Raw genomic sequence first — 15,422 nt, 5'->3', positions numbered from 1 at the left:
TAAGTCAATTTTAACTGGACTAGTTCAGCAATAGGATTTTATAAATGACGGATTCACATAACTCAGACCAAGACAATATAGCTTTACAAGGCGGATCTTATGATTTGATCAAAAGGCGTTTATTAAACTTAGGCACTGAACTAAAGTCACAAATAGATAACGTAAATCAAGAACGCATTGAAACCTTTGGTAGTACAGATTTAAAAGTAAAAGGCCGAGTACGAGTACGTACTGAAAACAACTGTATTCCACGTGATATTATATGCATTGGCGATACGCTGGTTTTTGCTTTCAATGTCTTTATTGGATTAAAAACAACAACCAAAGTGTCTGATGTATTTAGTTTGCACAGGCTAGTCAATCAAGAAGAACACTTTGAAATAGAAGATATAAAAACTGATAATAGTTTCTTAACCGATAGCAGGTTTATTCGCGACTTTGATGAGCTATATACTTATTACAAACAAGCGCAACTGCAGCATTTATATAAGCAAGATGGTCATTTATATGCGATATTTCAAATAGGCGAACGCCTTACTGATATTCGTGTATTCCGTTGGTCTATCTCAGCTGACAATCAAATTAGTTATATTGATAATCGTGGTGAAAAAGCAATAAAAGCACCACAAAATCACGATTTTGAATGGCATCAAACCAGCAGAAAAGAACATGAGGAAGGTCGCTACCCTCATATCAACATTTTAGATAAGGTATTTGTTGAAACTTTAAATGGTACCTTAACAATTAAAATTGAAAATAATACTAGCTCAGGACAAGGGATCTACAGTGAAACAGTTGAAGATAAAAATCAATCTTTAGCTGATTGCGAACTGGAATATGCCCAAGTCGGTTCATTGATTTTATTGAAAATACTGCCTTATCGTGAAAAGCAGTGGCGCTACTTAATTTTTAACAGTGATTCTCATCAAGTGATCCGCCAAGATGCGATTGGTGATGCATGTGTACAATTACCAGAAGATCACGGCATTATTTTTCCAGGTGGTTATTATTTACAATCTGGTCAAACTCGGAAGTTTGAAGATAACGCTGATGATTTAGAGTTTCACCGTCAAATAAAATCCCCTAATGGCGAAGATGTCTTATTTGTATTTTATGAGCCAAAAGAAGGTCGTTATGCCCTATTTGCTTACAACTTAATTGATAAGAATTTACAAAACCCTATTTTTGGTCATGGTTATACGTTATTTGAAGACGGTACAACCCTTACTTTTAAAGCCGATAAAGATGAAGCTGAGCGAGTTCATCCAGTTCAAATATGGCAAAGCCCATTTGTTAGTCCTGAGTTTGCCGATAATGCACCGCAAGATACTAGCCTTTTAGGCAAGATCGGTAATCCTGATTTAGTACGTGGTATTTCAGATTTATATAGTTTGCATAAATTAATCAACGAACAAAGTCCACAAATCCATCACTATGAAGCCATGATTGGATTATCTCGTAACTTATTCGATCGGTATCATTGGCTATCTGAAACTACTTTTAGTGATATAGAGCAAAGCTTACATCATATTTTTGAGACTTCAGAGCAAGTCTTGGATGAGTTTGAAAAAGTTAATGAAATACAGAGTAAAGCAAAACTTGCACTAAACGATGCAAATACAGCTTTTGAATCTTTAAAAAGTGCAATCCGTCCAGATAGTTTTAAACTCGCCAGTGAGTTTGTTGATGGCTTAAATCAACTTAAGCAGCAAAAAGGGCAATTAATCAGCTTAGAAGAATTAAAGTTTATTGATTTATCCGCATTAGAAATTTTAAATCAACAAGTTGACGATATAACGCAAATGTTAAGCCAAGCCACCGCTGTTTTTTTACAACAAGAAAAAGCGCTTACGCCCTATCATACAAGTTTAAAAGAAGTTGAAGACTTTACCAAAACCTGTGAAAGCGTAACTGAGCTAAAACAACATATCGCTACCTTAGATGAATTAAGCAATGGCTTAGATTTACTAAACCATACCATGCTTGATTTACAAATTGACGACAGCCGCATTCGCAGTCAAATATTAGAAGATATTTCAATTGTATATGGCTTAGTTAATCGCGCTAAAGCCAGTATCGAAATCAAGCGTAAAAGCTTAGGTTCAGTGGAAGCTAAAGCTGAATTTTCAGCCCGATTTAAACTACTATCACAAAGCGTTACTGGTGCACTTAATAATGCAAAAACACCTGTAGAATGTGATGACCAATTATCTCGTTTACTGATCCAACTAGAAGAGTTGGAATCTCAATTTAGTGAATACGATGAATTTTTAGCTGATATTCTCACTAAACGTGATGATATTTTTGATAGCTTTGAAAAACATAAACAAACTTTAATTGATGCCCAGCAACGACGTGCGGTCAACTTAGCTTCTGCAGCAGAGCGTATTCTAAACGGGATCAATCGCAGAACAGCTACTTTCACTGATTTAGATGTACTAAATACTTATTTTGCTTCAGATCCAATGATCAGTAAGCTAAAAGCTTTGATCAATGAATTAAAAACCTTGGACGATCAAATCAAAGCCGATGATTTACAAGCAAAACTTAAAGCATGTAAAGATCAAGGAATACGAGGATTACGGGATAAACTCGATATTTATAGTGATGGTGGTAATACAATCTCGATTGGTAAGCACCAGTTTAGTGTTAATAAACAAGTATTAGATCTGACGTTATTACCGAAAGATAATGAGCTTACGTTACATCTAACCGGTTCAGATTATTTTGAAAGCATTAAAGATCCACTTTATAAAAATCAACTAGATGCTAATAAGCACTTATGGGAGCAAGCATTAATCTCTGAATCTGAGGTAATTTATCGCGGTGAGTATTTAGCATCCGCAATCTTGCTTGCAGCAGATTCAATTACTGATCCGCTTACTTTTAGTCAATTATTTACAGCTCAAAAAGATAATAGTTTAATTAATCTCGTACAAAAGTTTGCAGAACCTAGATATCAAGAAGGATATGAAAAAGGCATTCATGACCATGATGCCTGTCTCATTTTAAACGTATTATTAAAGCAAAAGTCAGAAAATGGCTTATTAATTTATCCTGCTGCTGAGCGTATTATTGCTGCTTTATTTTGGCAAAATAAAGAACAAACAGAACAGGAGTGTTTATTACAACAAGCCAAAAATGCCGACTTAATGCAGCAACACTTCAAGGATAGTGTCTTTTTCAATAACCTGACCACCAGCTTAATTGATGAAATAAGCCAATTTCAGCAGACTAATCCCCTATTAGCTGAGCATCATTTAGCAGCCAATGCACAAATTTGTGCTCAGTACTTAATAAATGAACTCGCACAGCAAAAACCTGATTGTGATCAAGCCCTTTTTTCTATTACAGCTGCTGCAAAAAGTTTAGCTGAACAATTTATACAAGATGTTAAAAGCAAAGGAATTTATAATCATTTACTACAAGCTGATGAACAACTCTGTGCCTTAACACCTCGCTGGCAACTCTACTTCACTTGGTTAAATGCATATAATCACACATTGCAAATACCGGCTACACACGCTATTTCACTTGAAAGTGCGCATTACTTACTGTGTTTAACGCCTGCTTCATTACAATTTAATAGCTTAAACAATACTGCAACAGATAATCGTATTACCGGGTTAATGGGGCAACACTCAAGAATTTCCGAACAAAATTTAACTGTTGATTATGCAGAGTTTTTTGCCCGTACTACTGAGTATCAAAACAGCCAAGTTAGCGCCTTTTCTCAATACCATAAACTGCGAAATAATATACTCGAAATTGAAAAGGAACGCTTACAATTAGATGAATTTAAAGCACGTCCTTTAAGCTCTTTTGTACGTAATCAATTAATTGATAAAGTATATTTTCCCATCATAGGTGACAATTTAGCCAAGCAAATTGGTGCTTCAGGAAATAATAAACGTACCGATTTAATGGGCATGTTATTACTCATCTCACCTCCAGGATATGGTAAAACAACCTTAATCGAATACATTGCCAGTCGTTTAGGTTTGACCTTTGTTAAAGTAAATTGTCCATCGATAGGCCATGATCAAGTATCTCTAGATCCCGCCCAAGCCATTAATGCTACCGCCGAAAAAGAAATTGAAAAGATAAATCAAAGTTTCGAAATGGGCAATAATGTCATGTTATATCTTGATGATATTCAACATACTAACCCTGAGTTTTTACAAAAATTTATCTCTTTATGTGATGGTTCTCGGCGTATTGATGGCGTATGGAAAGGCAAAAGTAAAACCTATGATTTACGAGGTAAAAAGTTTGCAGTGGTCATGGCTGGTAACCCTTATACTGAATCAGGTGAAAGCTTCCAGATCCCTGACATGTTATCTAATCGTGCTGATATATATAACTTAGGCGATACATTATCGGGTTGTGAAAGTGAATTTGCGATGAGTTTCATTGAAAATGCATTAACTTCAAACTCTGTATTGGCACCGCTTGCCAATCGAAATATGCAAGATCTCTATAAACTAGTTCGTATTTGCCAAGGCGAAGATATTTCCCTTAATGAGTTAGAACATGGCTATAGCCAGGCTGAAGCAAGTGAAATCAAAGCTGTACTGACTAAATTAATGACAATTCGTGACACTGTGCTCAAAGTTAACGAACAATATATCGCATCAGCAGCGCAAGATGATAAATACCGCACAGAGCCACCTTTTAAATTACAAGGTAGCTACCGAAATATGAATAAAATGGCGGAAAAAGTGGTTGCCGTCATGAATGACTCAGAACTTGAAAATTTAGTACAAGATCATTATCAAGGCGAAGCACAAACGCTCAGTAAAGGTAGTGAAGAAAACTTACTTAAACTAGCTGAATTACGTAAAACACTCAGCAAAGATGATAATGAACGTTGGCAAGCTATTAAACAAGATTATAGTCGTCTAAATAAGTTAGATGACGCTGGCAGTCCTGCAATGTTAGCCGTTAATCAAATGAGTTTATTACATGAATCGCTTGAAGGTATTTCAAGTAAACTTGATAAACAAAACCTGAGTTGGGATCATAGTGATTCATTACTACAGGTGGCTAACTCTATAAACCAAACTAGCCCTCAAAGCCAGTTACAAACCATAGCTGAATCTTTAATCGCTAATAACTCTAATGAGCAACTAACAACACTTAACCACACGCTCACTCAACTAGATAACAACCACAATTTACAACAATTATCGCAATCACTAAGCCAAGCTATCAGTGCTAATAACAACACTGATAAATTATCTGAATTAGTTTTAGCAATTCAAAACAATAATAATTCAGAGCAGCTATCTCAGCTCATTGATATCAATAAACAGTTAACTGACACATTACAGCAACAAGCTGTGCCTGAGGTGAATATCGATAATCATACCGATCCACAAGTAGCCGATGCAGTACAAGCCATAGCACAAACGATTGATGTATCTTTATTACCTGTATTAAAAATTATGCATCATAAAATAAGACTCGATCATGATGTATGGAATAAAGTTGATGCGATATCTAAAAAATTAAAACAACTTGATCCTGCTTTTAGCGAACCAGAAACAACATTAACCAGACACGATGAAGAAATTGTCGCAACCAGAAATAATTAAGGAAAATACGATGCACTGTCCTAAATGCAAAAATAAAGATTTAACTGCGACAAAAATAGATAAGGGGTTATCGGCCATGGGCTGCCAGCAATGTTCTGGCGCTTTAATCTCTTTACTTTATTATAGAGACTGGGCTGAATTATCAGCGAGTATCGGCTGAAGATATAGACCTTGAAAATGTAAATGCTACTAGCACCGCTTTGAATTGTCCTAAATGTGCACGCTTAATGCGTAAATTTAGGATCTCAGGTTGTCATAATAATCGATTAGATTTATGTAATAGCTGTTATGATGTTTGGTTAGATGACGGTGAATGGCAAACGTTACAAGCACTGCAAATGAGCAATTTAATGCCGAGTATTTTCACCATTCCGTGGCAAAAAAAAGTACGTATTCAGGCACAAGATGAAGATAGAAAACAGCGTTATATAAAAATATTAGGGGAAGACGATTTAAATAAATCAGAGCAGTTAGTCAATGGTTAAAATATCACCCAAAAAGACAAGATATAATGTTTTATATTAATCATCAGTAAGTTATTACGTTAATAGCGATTGACATTACCACTGCACCTAAACTTTAACTGTTACTTTATAAGCGCAACGTCTCGCTCCTTCAATGATATGCTCTTCTCTGCTCACAGTTGCAACATCAGCTAAAATAGTTTGGAATAAATTCAGCTCAGAACGACAGAAATTTAAACAACTACTAGCAGCAGCGCAGATAGGACAATGGTTTTCTAATAGCCAGTAAACAGAGTCATCACATATTTTATTATCAAGCGATCCTTTTACTACATTGGCCATATACCCTTCTTGGGTTCTTAACTGTGCTAAAGCATTTAGCTTATCTTCTAAACCCTCTTTATTCGCTAATGCAGCTTGATATAAATCTAATGATGCTTGCTCTCTATGAGAAATTAACTGCTCTAAACCAGAATCCCCAAATACACTTTTAACAGAATCAATTAGCTGAACCGTAAGCTCTTCATGCCTATCTGAAAACCGGCTATTACTTTTAGTTGTTAATGCCCAATATCGTGTAGGCCTGCCTCTGGCAGCCTTTTTATCTTCAAAACTAATATCACCAGACTCTTCTAGTGCTTGCAAGTGTTGCCTCACCCCCATAGTTGTTAATTTTAACTCGCTCGCTAATACCTTAGCAGTTAATGCACCTTCAACTTTAAGTAAGCTAATTATTTTTTCGCTTGTTTTCACACCTTCACCAGTACGCTATTTTTATTTTTCCTCCCTATTATTCCTTAATCAAATATTAAGTAAACTTTTTTATTTACTTTATTCGAAGTCCCCTCTTTACAAAATTAAGTAAAGAGTTTACTTTACTTAAAAATAATAAACTGGTAGCAACACCAGATCATTTAATCATTAGAAATGTTGAGCAAGTCTTAACTGATGATCAAGGCCAAGATTTAGACCCTAGAGATACAAACCTAAGAGATAGAGTTAATTACAGCATGCATATGTTGCATCAATATAGTGGCGCATTAAAAACGATTAGAGCGCAACATCACAACCAACCTTTCCCTAAACAGCAAGAGTACTTATACGGCATGTAAACCATAATTTATAAGGATAGATATATGAACTTAAATCAAGTCACACTACCCGTGAATAACATGGAAAAAGCAACTAAGTTTTATACTTTATTAGGCTTTTTACTGATAGTTGATACACCTCACTATGCAAGATTTGAATGCCCTAATGGCGTAAGCTTCTCACTATCATTAAATGAAGAGCCTTTCAGTAATGGTGCCATTATTTATTTTGAGAATGAAGGTTTAGATATTTGGGTAGAAGCGCTGATAGCTAAAGGCGTTGAATTTAAGCAATTACCTACTGATCAATCTTACTTATGGCGTGAAGCTATTTTAATCGACCCTTCAGGCAATAAAATTAAGCTCTATAAAGCAGGTGAAAATAGATTGAATCCGCCTTGGCGAGTTAATTAGGATATAAGATAAAGGAGCATAAAATGATACACCTAGAACATTTAAATTTAGTCGTAAAAAACATACCTAATTCACTTAAGTTTTATCAAGCAGCACTCCCTCACTGGTCTATGCGTGGTGGCGATAGAAGACAATGGTCTGGTAAACCTCGTAACTGGGTACATTTTGGTGACGATTACCAATACCTATCACTCAATGATAATGGTGAAAATGAGAATAGAGACTTAACAGGCCATCAGGTAGGCCTTGCCAATTTTGCCTTTGTTACACATGACCTTAAAAATGTCATGGCAAGATTAGCATTAGCAGGCTTTACATCTGAAAAAGGTGACATCGAAAATAAATCCCGTCAAAACTTATATTACTTAGATCCTGATGGTCAAGTTATTGATATAAAATGGGATTTATCTGAAGGTAATACAAGTAATAGTTTAAATCTCAGTCATACATATCAGACAGCGGGACAATATCAAGTATCGCTGACTGTAACAGATAACGAAGGTGCACAAGCAGGTACTGCAATTTCAGTCAATTTAACAGATTTAGACGCTTTACCTGTTGCCGATTTCTCTTATAGCAAATCTGGTTTACAAGTATCTTTTATCAATAATCTACTGATGATGTTGATATCACAAACGCCATTTGGGCATTTGGCGATGGACAAATGGCGTTAACTAAAAACAGCCAAAATATCTATTCACAATCAGGTAGCTATGATGTCACGTTAACCGTATCCGATAACGCAGGGCAATAATCCTCTATCACTAAAAAAATTACGGTTACAGATGGACAAAAAATCAAGCATCAAAAGAGCATTCAGGTAACTGGCAAGAGTGGAGCTATATAAACCAATGTAACTAATCGCAATTACCTTGATAATTTAAGTTACGTCATACTCAACTATGGCATAACTTCATTACTTTAAAAGTATCAAAAAAATGATAAAACCAGCCATGGGTACATATCTAAAAAAACACCATTTTTACAGGAAAATACTAATAATTGTCATTACTAATAAAATGCCTATCTCGAAATAATAATAACTCTAATTTGCATTGTAAGTACTTTATTTTAAAAGAATATATCTAATTCGTATTTATATAAAAACATTCTAACACTGTCTATTTTTTGTTCTACACTTTAATTACCTAAATGTTTTTACTACTAGTGCAAAACAGGACATTAAAAATGAAAGGCAAAAGTAACATAATAAGCTCTTTGAATCAGATCCTGACCTATGAGCTGACATCAATTAATCAATATTTTTTACATGCCAGAATATTCAAAAACTGGGGCTTAGAAGAGCTCAATGAAAAAGACTATAAAAAATCTATCAAAGATATGAAACAAGCTGATGATTTAATTGAAAGGATTTTATTTTTAGAAGGCTTACCTAATTTACAGCACCTAGAAAAGCTTCGCATAGGAGAAAACACTACCGAAATGATCCAATGTGATATGGACTTTCAACTAGAGCAAATCGCCATAATGCGAACAGCCATTGAATTATGTGAAAAAGAGGAAGATTACGTTAGTAGAGAATTACTAGAGTCTATCCTTGAGTACGAAGAAGAACATGTAGATTGGCTCGAGTCTCAACAGTTCTTAATTGATAACACAGGTATAGAGAACTACCAACAATCTATGATGGAGTCTTAACATGCAAGGTTCACAAAAAGTAATAGATCTACTCAACAAACAGCTCACCTTAGAACTCACTTCTATGGATCAATATCTTGCGCATGGCAAAATGTTCGAAGATTGGGGAATTGACAAACTCCATGAACATGAAATGCATGAACATGAAGAAGAATTAGGTCACGCTAAACGTTTAGCTGAAAGAATACTATTTTTAGAAGGCCAAGCAGATACAGCCTCCAGAGCACCTTTATTAATCGGCTCTAATACCAAGGAAATGCTAGAAAATGATTTAAAAGCTGAACATATTGTAGCTGAAAGTTTAAGAATGATTATTGGCGTCTGTGAACAAGAAAAAGATTATGTGACGCGAGAAATTCTTGAAGACTTATTAGATGATACAGAAATGGATCATATTTACTGGTTAGAGCAACAACTTGGTCTCATTGATAAAGTCGGGATACATAACTATATTCAGTCTCAAATGAGTACACCTTAAAATTAATTTTTCAAAACAAAATCGCTTGTAATAGCTAAATGTTACAAGCGATTTTTTTATTTTAATATGCTACTTCTGACGACTAGGCTCAAACGTATCATACCTAGGTAACCCTGCATCTAAGTCTTCCCAATTAGCTTGTGAAGATACAAAATTATGAGATATGGGTCGCTCTATAATATCAGACTCTAAAATACCTAAGCGTAGCCTAAAGCGGCTTGGATCATCTTTATTTTCACTGTATACAGGTGAACCACATGCTGAACAAAAGTGACGAATTCTTCCTGGTTTAAAAGTAAATGAAGATAATTTTTCTCTGCCTTTTACAACTTTAAAGTCACTTGATTGTACAAAACCATTGGTAGCAAAAGCGGTACCACTTGATTTTCGACATAATGAACAATGACAATGAATGATATCGCTAATATAGCCTTTTAACGCGACTTCTACCTCGCCGCATAAGCATTTACCTGTATACATTTTAAATCCTTTAAACTGTTAGCATTTTTTGAGTAGCTGCTAATAAATTATGTTTTGTTGTTGGTTCTACAGAGGCATGCCCTGCATTTTCGCTTATCACTAATTCTGATTTTGGTAAATGTTGATGTAAAATCCAAGCATTATCAAATGGGCAAACAACATCATAACGACCATGAACTATCGTTGTTGGGATATGCGCTATTTTATCGCAATTAGCTAAAATTTGATTTTCAGTTAAGAAACAATCATTCACCATATAGTGTGCTTCATGGCGCGCTAAACTCCAACTAGATTCATCATCAGTTTTATCTGCAACAAATGCTTCATCTGGTAATAAAGTACAACAACGGATCTCCCATTGTGCCCAAGCTTTTGCAATTTTTAATGCCAGTTCTTTATCTTCACCTATCATGATTTCATAAGCCGCTTTGATAGAAGTATCAGCTTGACCTTTAGGTAAAGTATCTAGGTATGCTTGCCAGTAATCAGGGAACAATCGTGTAGCACCACCTCCAGAAAATGCCCAATTAGTATCGTCTGGTCTGGCTAAGAAGATCCCCCTTAATACTAAGCTTTTTACATTGTCAGGATGAGTTTGTGCATATACTAAAGACAAAGTTGAGCCCCATGAACCACCAAATACATGCCAACTATCAATCGCCAGCTTAGTACGGATCATTTCTATATCAGCAACTAAATACTTGGTTTCATTTTTCTCTAAACTGCCATGAGGTTTTGAACGACCACAGCCTCGCTGATCAAAAAGAATAATGTGATATTTTTCAGGATCAAAAAAGCGTCTATCTGTTTCTGAGCACCCTCCTCCTGGCCCACCATGTATAAATAAAACAGCTTGCCCTTGTAGGTTACCGCATTGTTCTACATAAACTTGATGGCCATCACCTACTTCTAATAAAAAATCATTGAAAGGTGTTATTTCAGGATAAAACTCATTCATTTATTTGTCTCACTATTTTTTTCTGATGCAAAACTATCAGAAAAAGCAGGTGTATAAAATATTTAATGTGGGTTTTTTATCACTCAATAGTTAAAAGTGGTTATGGCAAATTTGGAATAGGATGAGGCTTTTCAAGCAAGACTTAATCAAACAGCATGCGCCCAATTTAGTTTCATTTCAAGCTAAAAGATCACTATTTTATTAATTAAAAAAAAATTAATTTATTTGTCATTTAACCCTTGTTTTTTCGATGCACAAGACCGATTATTATATTGAAGACAATGAAAAAGGATACAAATATGAAGATAGAGATTTCCGGTCATCACGTTGAAATTACTGAAGCTATTAAACAATCAGTAGAGAATAAATTTTCTAAAATCGGCCAGCATTATCCAGATATTATGTCGCTAAAGGCTATTGTTACAGTAGAGCGAAATGAACAAAAAATTGAAGTATCGACCGTATATGAAGGAGTAAGTATTTCAGTAAACGCATCAGATAAAGAACTATACTCAGCAATTGCAAGTGCAGTTAAAAAGCTAGAGTCATCTTTATCACATCGCAAAGGCGTTTTAAAAGCGAATTTACATAGCAAACCACATTCAGCAGAGGTATTAGACGAAGTTGAATAACCAATAAGGTTTTTGTTAGCTTGCTCTAAATTTTGAGCAAGCTTTCCCATTTAAAATCAATTAAAACAATCCTTAACTACAAACACTTTCCCCAGACTGACTTTTATTAACTAATCCAAGTTCTACAATTATTTTAAGTAAAAATGTTTCCCTTTCAATCGACATGCCTTTTTTATCACTATTGGCGATTGTATCTTCGTTATGCTTAATCGCTTTAAATATATTAACCCAAACAGGTTTCATACCATTTTTAATTTCATAATCTTCAAGCTTAGTTTCACCTAACTCATCATCTATGGTGCAAGTAAAACAATAAGACAGCATATGAACAATATCAAAATTAGCTTTATACCAAGGTCTAAACTCTTCATATAAACCAAATTCTTTAATATCTGTAATATTACAAGCACCGGTCTCTTCACTTAACTCTCTAATTAAGCCTGCTTGAATATCTTCTCCCTCATCAATACCGCCACCAGGTAAAGTGTAATCATGGTATCTAGCGGTATACACCATTAAAATATCTTCACCTTTTAAAATAATGCCTCGAGCAGCCTTACGTTGAAAAACACTGCCGGATAAAGATGCTATATCAGGATGAGTAGTTGATTTTAATAATTGCATATAACTCGATAAATTAAGATTTGGAGGCGCGAATTTTAACTCAGATAAAACATGATATATACCATAACTGATTCTTTTTTATTCTTTATGACCTTACACAAACTAAGGGCTTCACATTCATTTACATTAGCTTTCAAACTACTAAAATAGAAATAAGAACAATTATCATAAACTTACAATTCCTATACTTTTTTGCTCAATTTAAGTCCAAATTAGTTCTATACAAGAGACTTATGCTAAGTAGAACCCTCAAAAATTGACAGCGCTATCTACATCTATTTTATCGCATTATGTAGATTAAAAAGAATAAATGTTTAATGTAAATAAACTACTCAATAACCTACAAGTGAGTGCAAAACTTCGTTTAACAATCATCATATCCAGTTTGATTATTTTAATAACTCAGTTACTTTCTGCCGATAAATTAAAAGAAAATATGTACGCAGAACGCACCCAAAATGCCAAACTATTAACTCAAGTGATTAATAATCAAGTTAATGCCATTTCAACTATGGACGATAAATCAATAGATGAAAAAAAGCAGTATATACAGTCGCTTTTAATGCTATGAATAAAGATTTTTGCAATGTGCTATTTAATATTAATGACAATACCAATTCATTGGCTTCACAAGCAGAAGAGTTATCTTGTGTCACCAAACAAATTAATACAGGTATGTCATTACAAAAACAAAATATAAATAATATCAAAGGTGAAGTGAGCGATTTATCTGCATCAGCAGAAAACGTATTTAAGCAAACTGAATCATCTTTAACAGTCGCAAAACAAGCAAATACGCTTACTATTGAGGGTCTGTCACATATAGAGCAAAACGCTAAAACAATTCAATCGGTTGTGTCCAGTGTGGCCAATGCACAGCTGACAGTAAAAGCACTGCAAGTATCTTCAAGCCAGATATGTGAAGTCCTTGATGTTATTAAACAAGTGCCTGAGCAGACAAATTTACTCGCACTCAATGCCGCTATTGAAGCAGCAAGAGCGGGAGAGCAAGGTCGTGGCTTTGCAGTGGTAGCAGATGAAGTCAGGACATTAGCTAAACGGACACAAGATTCCACAGCAAATATTGAAACCATGATAGATAAACTGCATCAAGGTGTTGAATCCACTGTATTGGAAATGACAAATTGTAAATACGCCACAGAGAAAGGTTTAGAAATCAGTAATGCTTGTAATACAACTTTAACTAAAATAGATGTTTCAGTTAAACAGCTCATGGCTAACTGCTCAGATATTGCCGGCGTTACACTAGAACAAAAGCAGGCAGTTGAAGTCATAGAACAAAGCATCTTTGATGTTTCTAATATCGCAGAAGAAACAGAGCTAGGCGCTAAACATGTTTATTCATCAATTCATCAATTCATCAATTCATCAATTCATCAATTCATCAATTCATCAATTAAATGAAATGTCACAAAGCCCCAATTGTCTAGTCCAGCGGTTCAAAGTCTAAATAGTTAAAAAATTGTCGAGCGCCCTGCTCGACAACTCTCCATTAACCTTTATTAATAATGTTCGCGTACACCTGTCCGCGGACTGTCCGCTGTCCGTCCGTACAATTATTTAAAAAAACACCAAAAGAACAAAAACCAATAGAATCAACAAATTAAAAACTGGCACACTAGTTGATATAGTAAGAAATAATTACACGATAAAAATATAAATAAGGACATGGCTCATGATTAAAGATACTTCACAACAAGACCGTGTAGTACAACCTAAAAATAATAAATTTTTAGGTTTTAATCGTACAAGTTTAATTGCCCTGACATGTGCAACTGCAATAGCTTTAATTGGTTGGATAAGCTATCCAGCGATGGCATCATTGTTAAGTGCAGATCTCACAGTATCAAAACAACAAGTTCGTTTAGCAACCGTTGAGCGCGGTCTATTTATTGAAGATATTCGTGTTGAAGGCCGTACTATTGCCGCTGTTAACCCAACGCTCTACTCTATGGATGAAGGCACCGTATTTTTACATGTAAAACCAGGTGATACAGTTGAAGCAGATCAACTATTAGCTGTAATCGATAGTCCACAACTTAAAAGTGAATACGCACAAGAACAAGCCAGATTAGATGAGCTTTCGATTCAAGTTGAACGCCAAAAAATTCAAACCCGTAGTGATTTATTAAATAATCAACAAACTATGGAAATTGCAGCAGTAGATTTGGCTGCAGCACAAAGCGAAATGGCCCGCTCAAAAGCCAGCATAGAAAAGTCGCTTATTTCGCAATTAGAATATGACGAAGTTGTCGTAAGATTAAAGCGTGCAACGCTCACTAATAATCATGCTATCGAAAGTTTAAAGCTACAAAAAGAGCAATTAGAGTTTGAGCTAAAAGCATTAGAACTGCAATTACAGCGCCAAAGCCATATTAGTGAAGAGCTAGAGCGAAAAGTCGCTGCATTAGAAATTCGTTCACCATTAAACGGTATTGTTGGTAATGTTAATATCCAACAAAAACAAGCCGTATTACGTAATACACCACTATTATCACTTGTAGATTTATCCGCTTTTGAAATTGAAGCGCAAATTCCAGAAAGCTACGCCGATGAATTAGGGCTAGGATTTGATGCCAATATCACCCTTAATGGACAATCTTATGCTGGTAAGCTGACTGCAATTTCACCTGAAGTAAACAATGGTCAAGTCTCTGGACGCGTACGTTTAATTGAACAAATTCCAGGCATGCGTCAAAACCAACGCGTATCAGCACAAATCATTATAGAGAAAAAAGACAACGTTCTCACACTCCAAAGAGGTGCTTTTGTTGAATCGGGTGCAGGACTTAAAGCCTATGTTGTAAAAAACAATTTAGCAAAAAAAGTGAAAATAACACTGGGTGCACGCAGTACAGGAAAAGTTGAAATAACCTCAGGCTTACAGCCTGGTGACACCGTAGTTATTTCAAATATCACACCATTTAATGATCAAAGCCAAGTGCTAATAACCCAATAAAATTTTATTAAAAATAGCTTAGCTACAAGAAGAACAAAAAATAGT

16 protein-coding genes and 1 pseudogene are annotated in these 15,422 nt (G+C 35.0%); 13 read left to right on the top strand and 4 right to left on the bottom strand.

Annotated features, from left to right (window positions below):
- Positions 1–44: 44 nt before the first annotated feature.
- The 3 genes from PSA_RS06150 (at position 45) to PSA_RS25750 (ending at position 6,082) form a co-directional block, all read left to right on the top strand.
- Positions 45–5,597, top strand: a complete 5,553-nt coding sequence (locus tag PSA_RS06150; protein ID WP_082305644.1) for a DNA repair ATPase — start codon at positions 45–47, stop codon at positions 5,595–5,597.
- 10 nt (positions 5,598–5,607) lie between these two features.
- Positions 5,608–5,757, top strand: coding sequence for a zf-TFIIB domain-containing protein (locus PSA_RS25755; RefSeq protein ID WP_197276811.1), 150 nt, complete (start codon positions 5,608–5,610; stop codon positions 5,755–5,757).
- A 67-nt stretch (positions 5,758–5,824) separates the two neighbouring features.
- Complete coding sequence (locus PSA_RS25750) at positions 5,825–6,082, top strand: hypothetical protein (protein ID WP_197276810.1); 258 nt, start codon at positions 5,825–5,827, stop codon at positions 6,080–6,082.
- 87 nt (positions 6,083–6,169) lie between these two features.
- Here PSA_RS25750 and PSA_RS06140 read toward each other — a convergent pair whose 3' ends face one another.
- Positions 6,170–6,814: a metalloregulator ArsR/SmtB family transcription factor gene (locus PSA_RS06140; RefSeq protein WP_042146540.1), complete on the bottom strand. Its 645-nt coding sequence runs from the start codon at positions 6,812–6,814 to the stop codon at positions 6,170–6,172.
- Between the two features lie 125 nt (positions 6,815–6,939).
- Between PSA_RS06140 and PSA_RS24390 the strand changes: the two are divergent.
- The 6 genes and pseudogenes from PSA_RS24390 to bfr (PSA_RS06120) all read left to right on the top strand — a co-directional run.
- Positions 6,940–7,173, top strand: a pseudogene (locus tag PSA_RS24390) (NADPH-dependent oxidoreductase); the annotation flags it as partial.
- Positions 7,174–7,197: 24 nt separating this feature from the next.
- The gene (locus PSA_RS06135; protein ID WP_042146538.1) at positions 7,198–7,566 is read left to right on the top strand and encodes a VOC family protein; all 369 of its coding nucleotides are present in this window, start codon (positions 7,198–7,200) and stop codon (positions 7,564–7,566) included.
- Positions 7,567–7,589: 23 nt separating this feature from the next.
- Positions 7,590–8,240: a PKD domain-containing protein gene (locus PSA_RS26810; RefSeq protein ID WP_082305643.1), complete on the top strand. Its 651-nt coding sequence runs from the start codon at positions 7,590–7,592 to the stop codon at positions 8,238–8,240.
- A complete protein-coding gene (locus PSA_RS24380; RefSeq protein WP_082305642.1) occupies positions 8,231–8,320 on the top strand; it encodes a hypothetical protein in 90 nt (29 codons plus the stop codon). The genes PSA_RS26810 and PSA_RS24380 overlap by 10 nt, the downstream gene beginning before the upstream one ends.
- A 434-nt stretch (positions 8,321–8,754) precedes the next feature.
- On the top strand, positions 8,755–9,225 hold the full coding sequence (bfr, locus tag PSA_RS06125) for a bacterioferritin (protein WP_042146536.1): 471 nt from the start codon (positions 8,755–8,757) through the stop codon (positions 9,223–9,225).
- Position 9,226: 1 nt separating this feature from the next.
- Positions 9,227–9,703, top strand: a complete 477-nt coding sequence (gene bfr / locus PSA_RS06120; RefSeq protein WP_042146534.1) for a bacterioferritin — start codon at positions 9,227–9,229, stop codon at positions 9,701–9,703.
- 69 nt (positions 9,704–9,772) lie between these two features.
- Here bfr (PSA_RS06120) and PSA_RS06115 read toward each other — a convergent pair whose 3' ends face one another.
- Together PSA_RS06115 and pip are read right to left on the bottom strand one after the other, a co-directional pair.
- Entirely contained in the window at positions 9,773–10,183 is a 411-nt protein-coding gene (locus tag PSA_RS06115) for a GFA family protein (protein WP_042146533.1), read from the bottom strand.
- Between the two features lie 10 nt (positions 10,184–10,193).
- Positions 10,194–11,141 carry a prolyl aminopeptidase gene (gene pip, locus PSA_RS06110; protein ID WP_042146532.1) on the bottom strand — a complete coding sequence of 316 codons (948 nt, stop codon included), beginning with the start codon at positions 11,139–11,141 and terminating at the stop codon, positions 10,194–10,196.
- A 299-nt stretch (positions 11,142–11,440) separates the two neighbouring features.
- Between pip and hpf the strand changes: the two genes are divergently transcribed.
- Positions 11,441–11,773, top strand: a complete 333-nt coding sequence (gene hpf, locus PSA_RS06105) for a ribosome hibernation-promoting factor, HPF/YfiA family (protein WP_042146530.1) — start codon at positions 11,441–11,443, stop codon at positions 11,771–11,773.
- A 72-nt stretch (positions 11,774–11,845) separates the two neighbouring features.
- Here the strand turns inward: hpf and PSA_RS06100 are convergent, their stop codons facing one another.
- On the bottom strand, positions 11,846–12,397 hold the full coding sequence (locus PSA_RS06100; protein ID WP_042146528.1) for an NUDIX hydrolase: 552 nt from the start codon (positions 12,395–12,397) through the stop codon (positions 11,846–11,848).
- Positions 12,398–12,707: 310 nt separating this feature from the next.
- Between PSA_RS06100 and PSA_RS06095 the strand changes: the two genes are divergently transcribed.
- The 3 genes from PSA_RS06095 to PSA_RS06085 all read left to right on the top strand — a co-directional run bounded on the left by PSA_RS06095 (position 12,708) and on the right by PSA_RS06085 (position 15,377).
- Entirely contained in the window at positions 12,708–12,968 is a 261-nt protein-coding gene (locus tag PSA_RS06095; RefSeq protein WP_042146526.1) for a hypothetical protein, read from the top strand.
- Positions 12,969–12,985: 17 nt separating this feature from the next.
- Positions 12,986–13,822, top strand: a complete 837-nt coding sequence (locus PSA_RS06090; RefSeq protein WP_197276809.1) for a methyl-accepting chemotaxis protein — start codon at positions 12,986–12,988, stop codon at positions 13,820–13,822.
- 271 nt (positions 13,823–14,093) lie between these two features.
- Positions 14,094–15,377: an efflux RND transporter periplasmic adaptor subunit gene (locus tag PSA_RS06085; protein WP_042146525.1), complete on the top strand. Its 1,284-nt coding sequence runs from the start codon at positions 14,094–14,096 to the stop codon at positions 15,375–15,377.
- Positions 15,378–15,422: the final 45 nt, after the last annotated feature.

Origin of the sequence: Pseudoalteromonas sp. '520P1 No. 423' (genome assembly GCF_001269985.1) — a bacterium.
Lineage (GTDB): Bacteria > Pseudomonadota > Gammaproteobacteria > Enterobacterales > Alteromonadaceae > Pseudoalteromonas.
This window is presented reverse-complemented; position numbering and strand designations above follow the sequence as displayed.

Coding starts and splice junctions, on each gene's coding strand:
- PSA_RS26810 (WP_082305643.1), top strand. CDS start 7,590: ATGATACACCTAGAACATTTAAATTTAGTCGTAAAAAACATACCTAAT.
- bfr (WP_042146534.1), top strand. CDS start 9,227: ATGCAAGGTTCACAAAAAGTAATAGATCTACTCAACAAACAGCTCACC.
- PSA_RS06095 (WP_042146526.1), top strand. CDS start 12,708: ATGTTTAATGTAAATAAACTACTCAATAACCTACAAGTGAGTGCAAAA.
- PSA_RS24380 (WP_082305642.1), top strand. CDS start 8,231: ATGGCGTTAACTAAAAACAGCCAAAATATCTATTCACAATCAGGTAGC.
- PSA_RS25755 (WP_197276811.1), top strand. CDS start 5,608: ATGCACTGTCCTAAATGCAAAAATAAAGATTTAACTGCGACAAAAATA.
- hpf (WP_042146530.1), top strand. CDS start 11,441: ATGAAGATAGAGATTTCCGGTCATCACGTTGAAATTACTGAAGCTATT.
- PSA_RS06115 (WP_042146533.1), bottom strand. CDS start 10,183: ATGTATACAGGTAAATGCTTATGCGGCGAGGTAGAAGTCGCGTTAAAA.
- PSA_RS06150 (WP_082305644.1), top strand. CDS start 45: ATGACGGATTCACATAACTCAGACCAAGACAATATAGCTTTACAAGGC.
- bfr (WP_042146536.1), top strand. CDS start 8,755: ATGAAAGGCAAAAGTAACATAATAAGCTCTTTGAATCAGATCCTGACC.
- PSA_RS25750 (WP_197276810.1), top strand. CDS start 5,825: ATGCGTAAATTTAGGATCTCAGGTTGTCATAATAATCGATTAGATTTA.
- PSA_RS06085 (WP_042146525.1), top strand. CDS start 14,094: ATGATTAAAGATACTTCACAACAAGACCGTGTAGTACAACCTAAAAAT.
- pip (WP_042146532.1), bottom strand. CDS start 11,141: ATGAATGAGTTTTATCCTGAAATAACACCTTTCAATGATTTTTTATTA.
- PSA_RS06100 (WP_042146528.1), bottom strand. CDS start 12,397: ATGCAATTATTAAAATCAACTACTCATCCTGATATAGCATCTTTATCC.
- PSA_RS06135 (WP_042146538.1), top strand. CDS start 7,198: ATGAACTTAAATCAAGTCACACTACCCGTGAATAACATGGAAAAAGCA.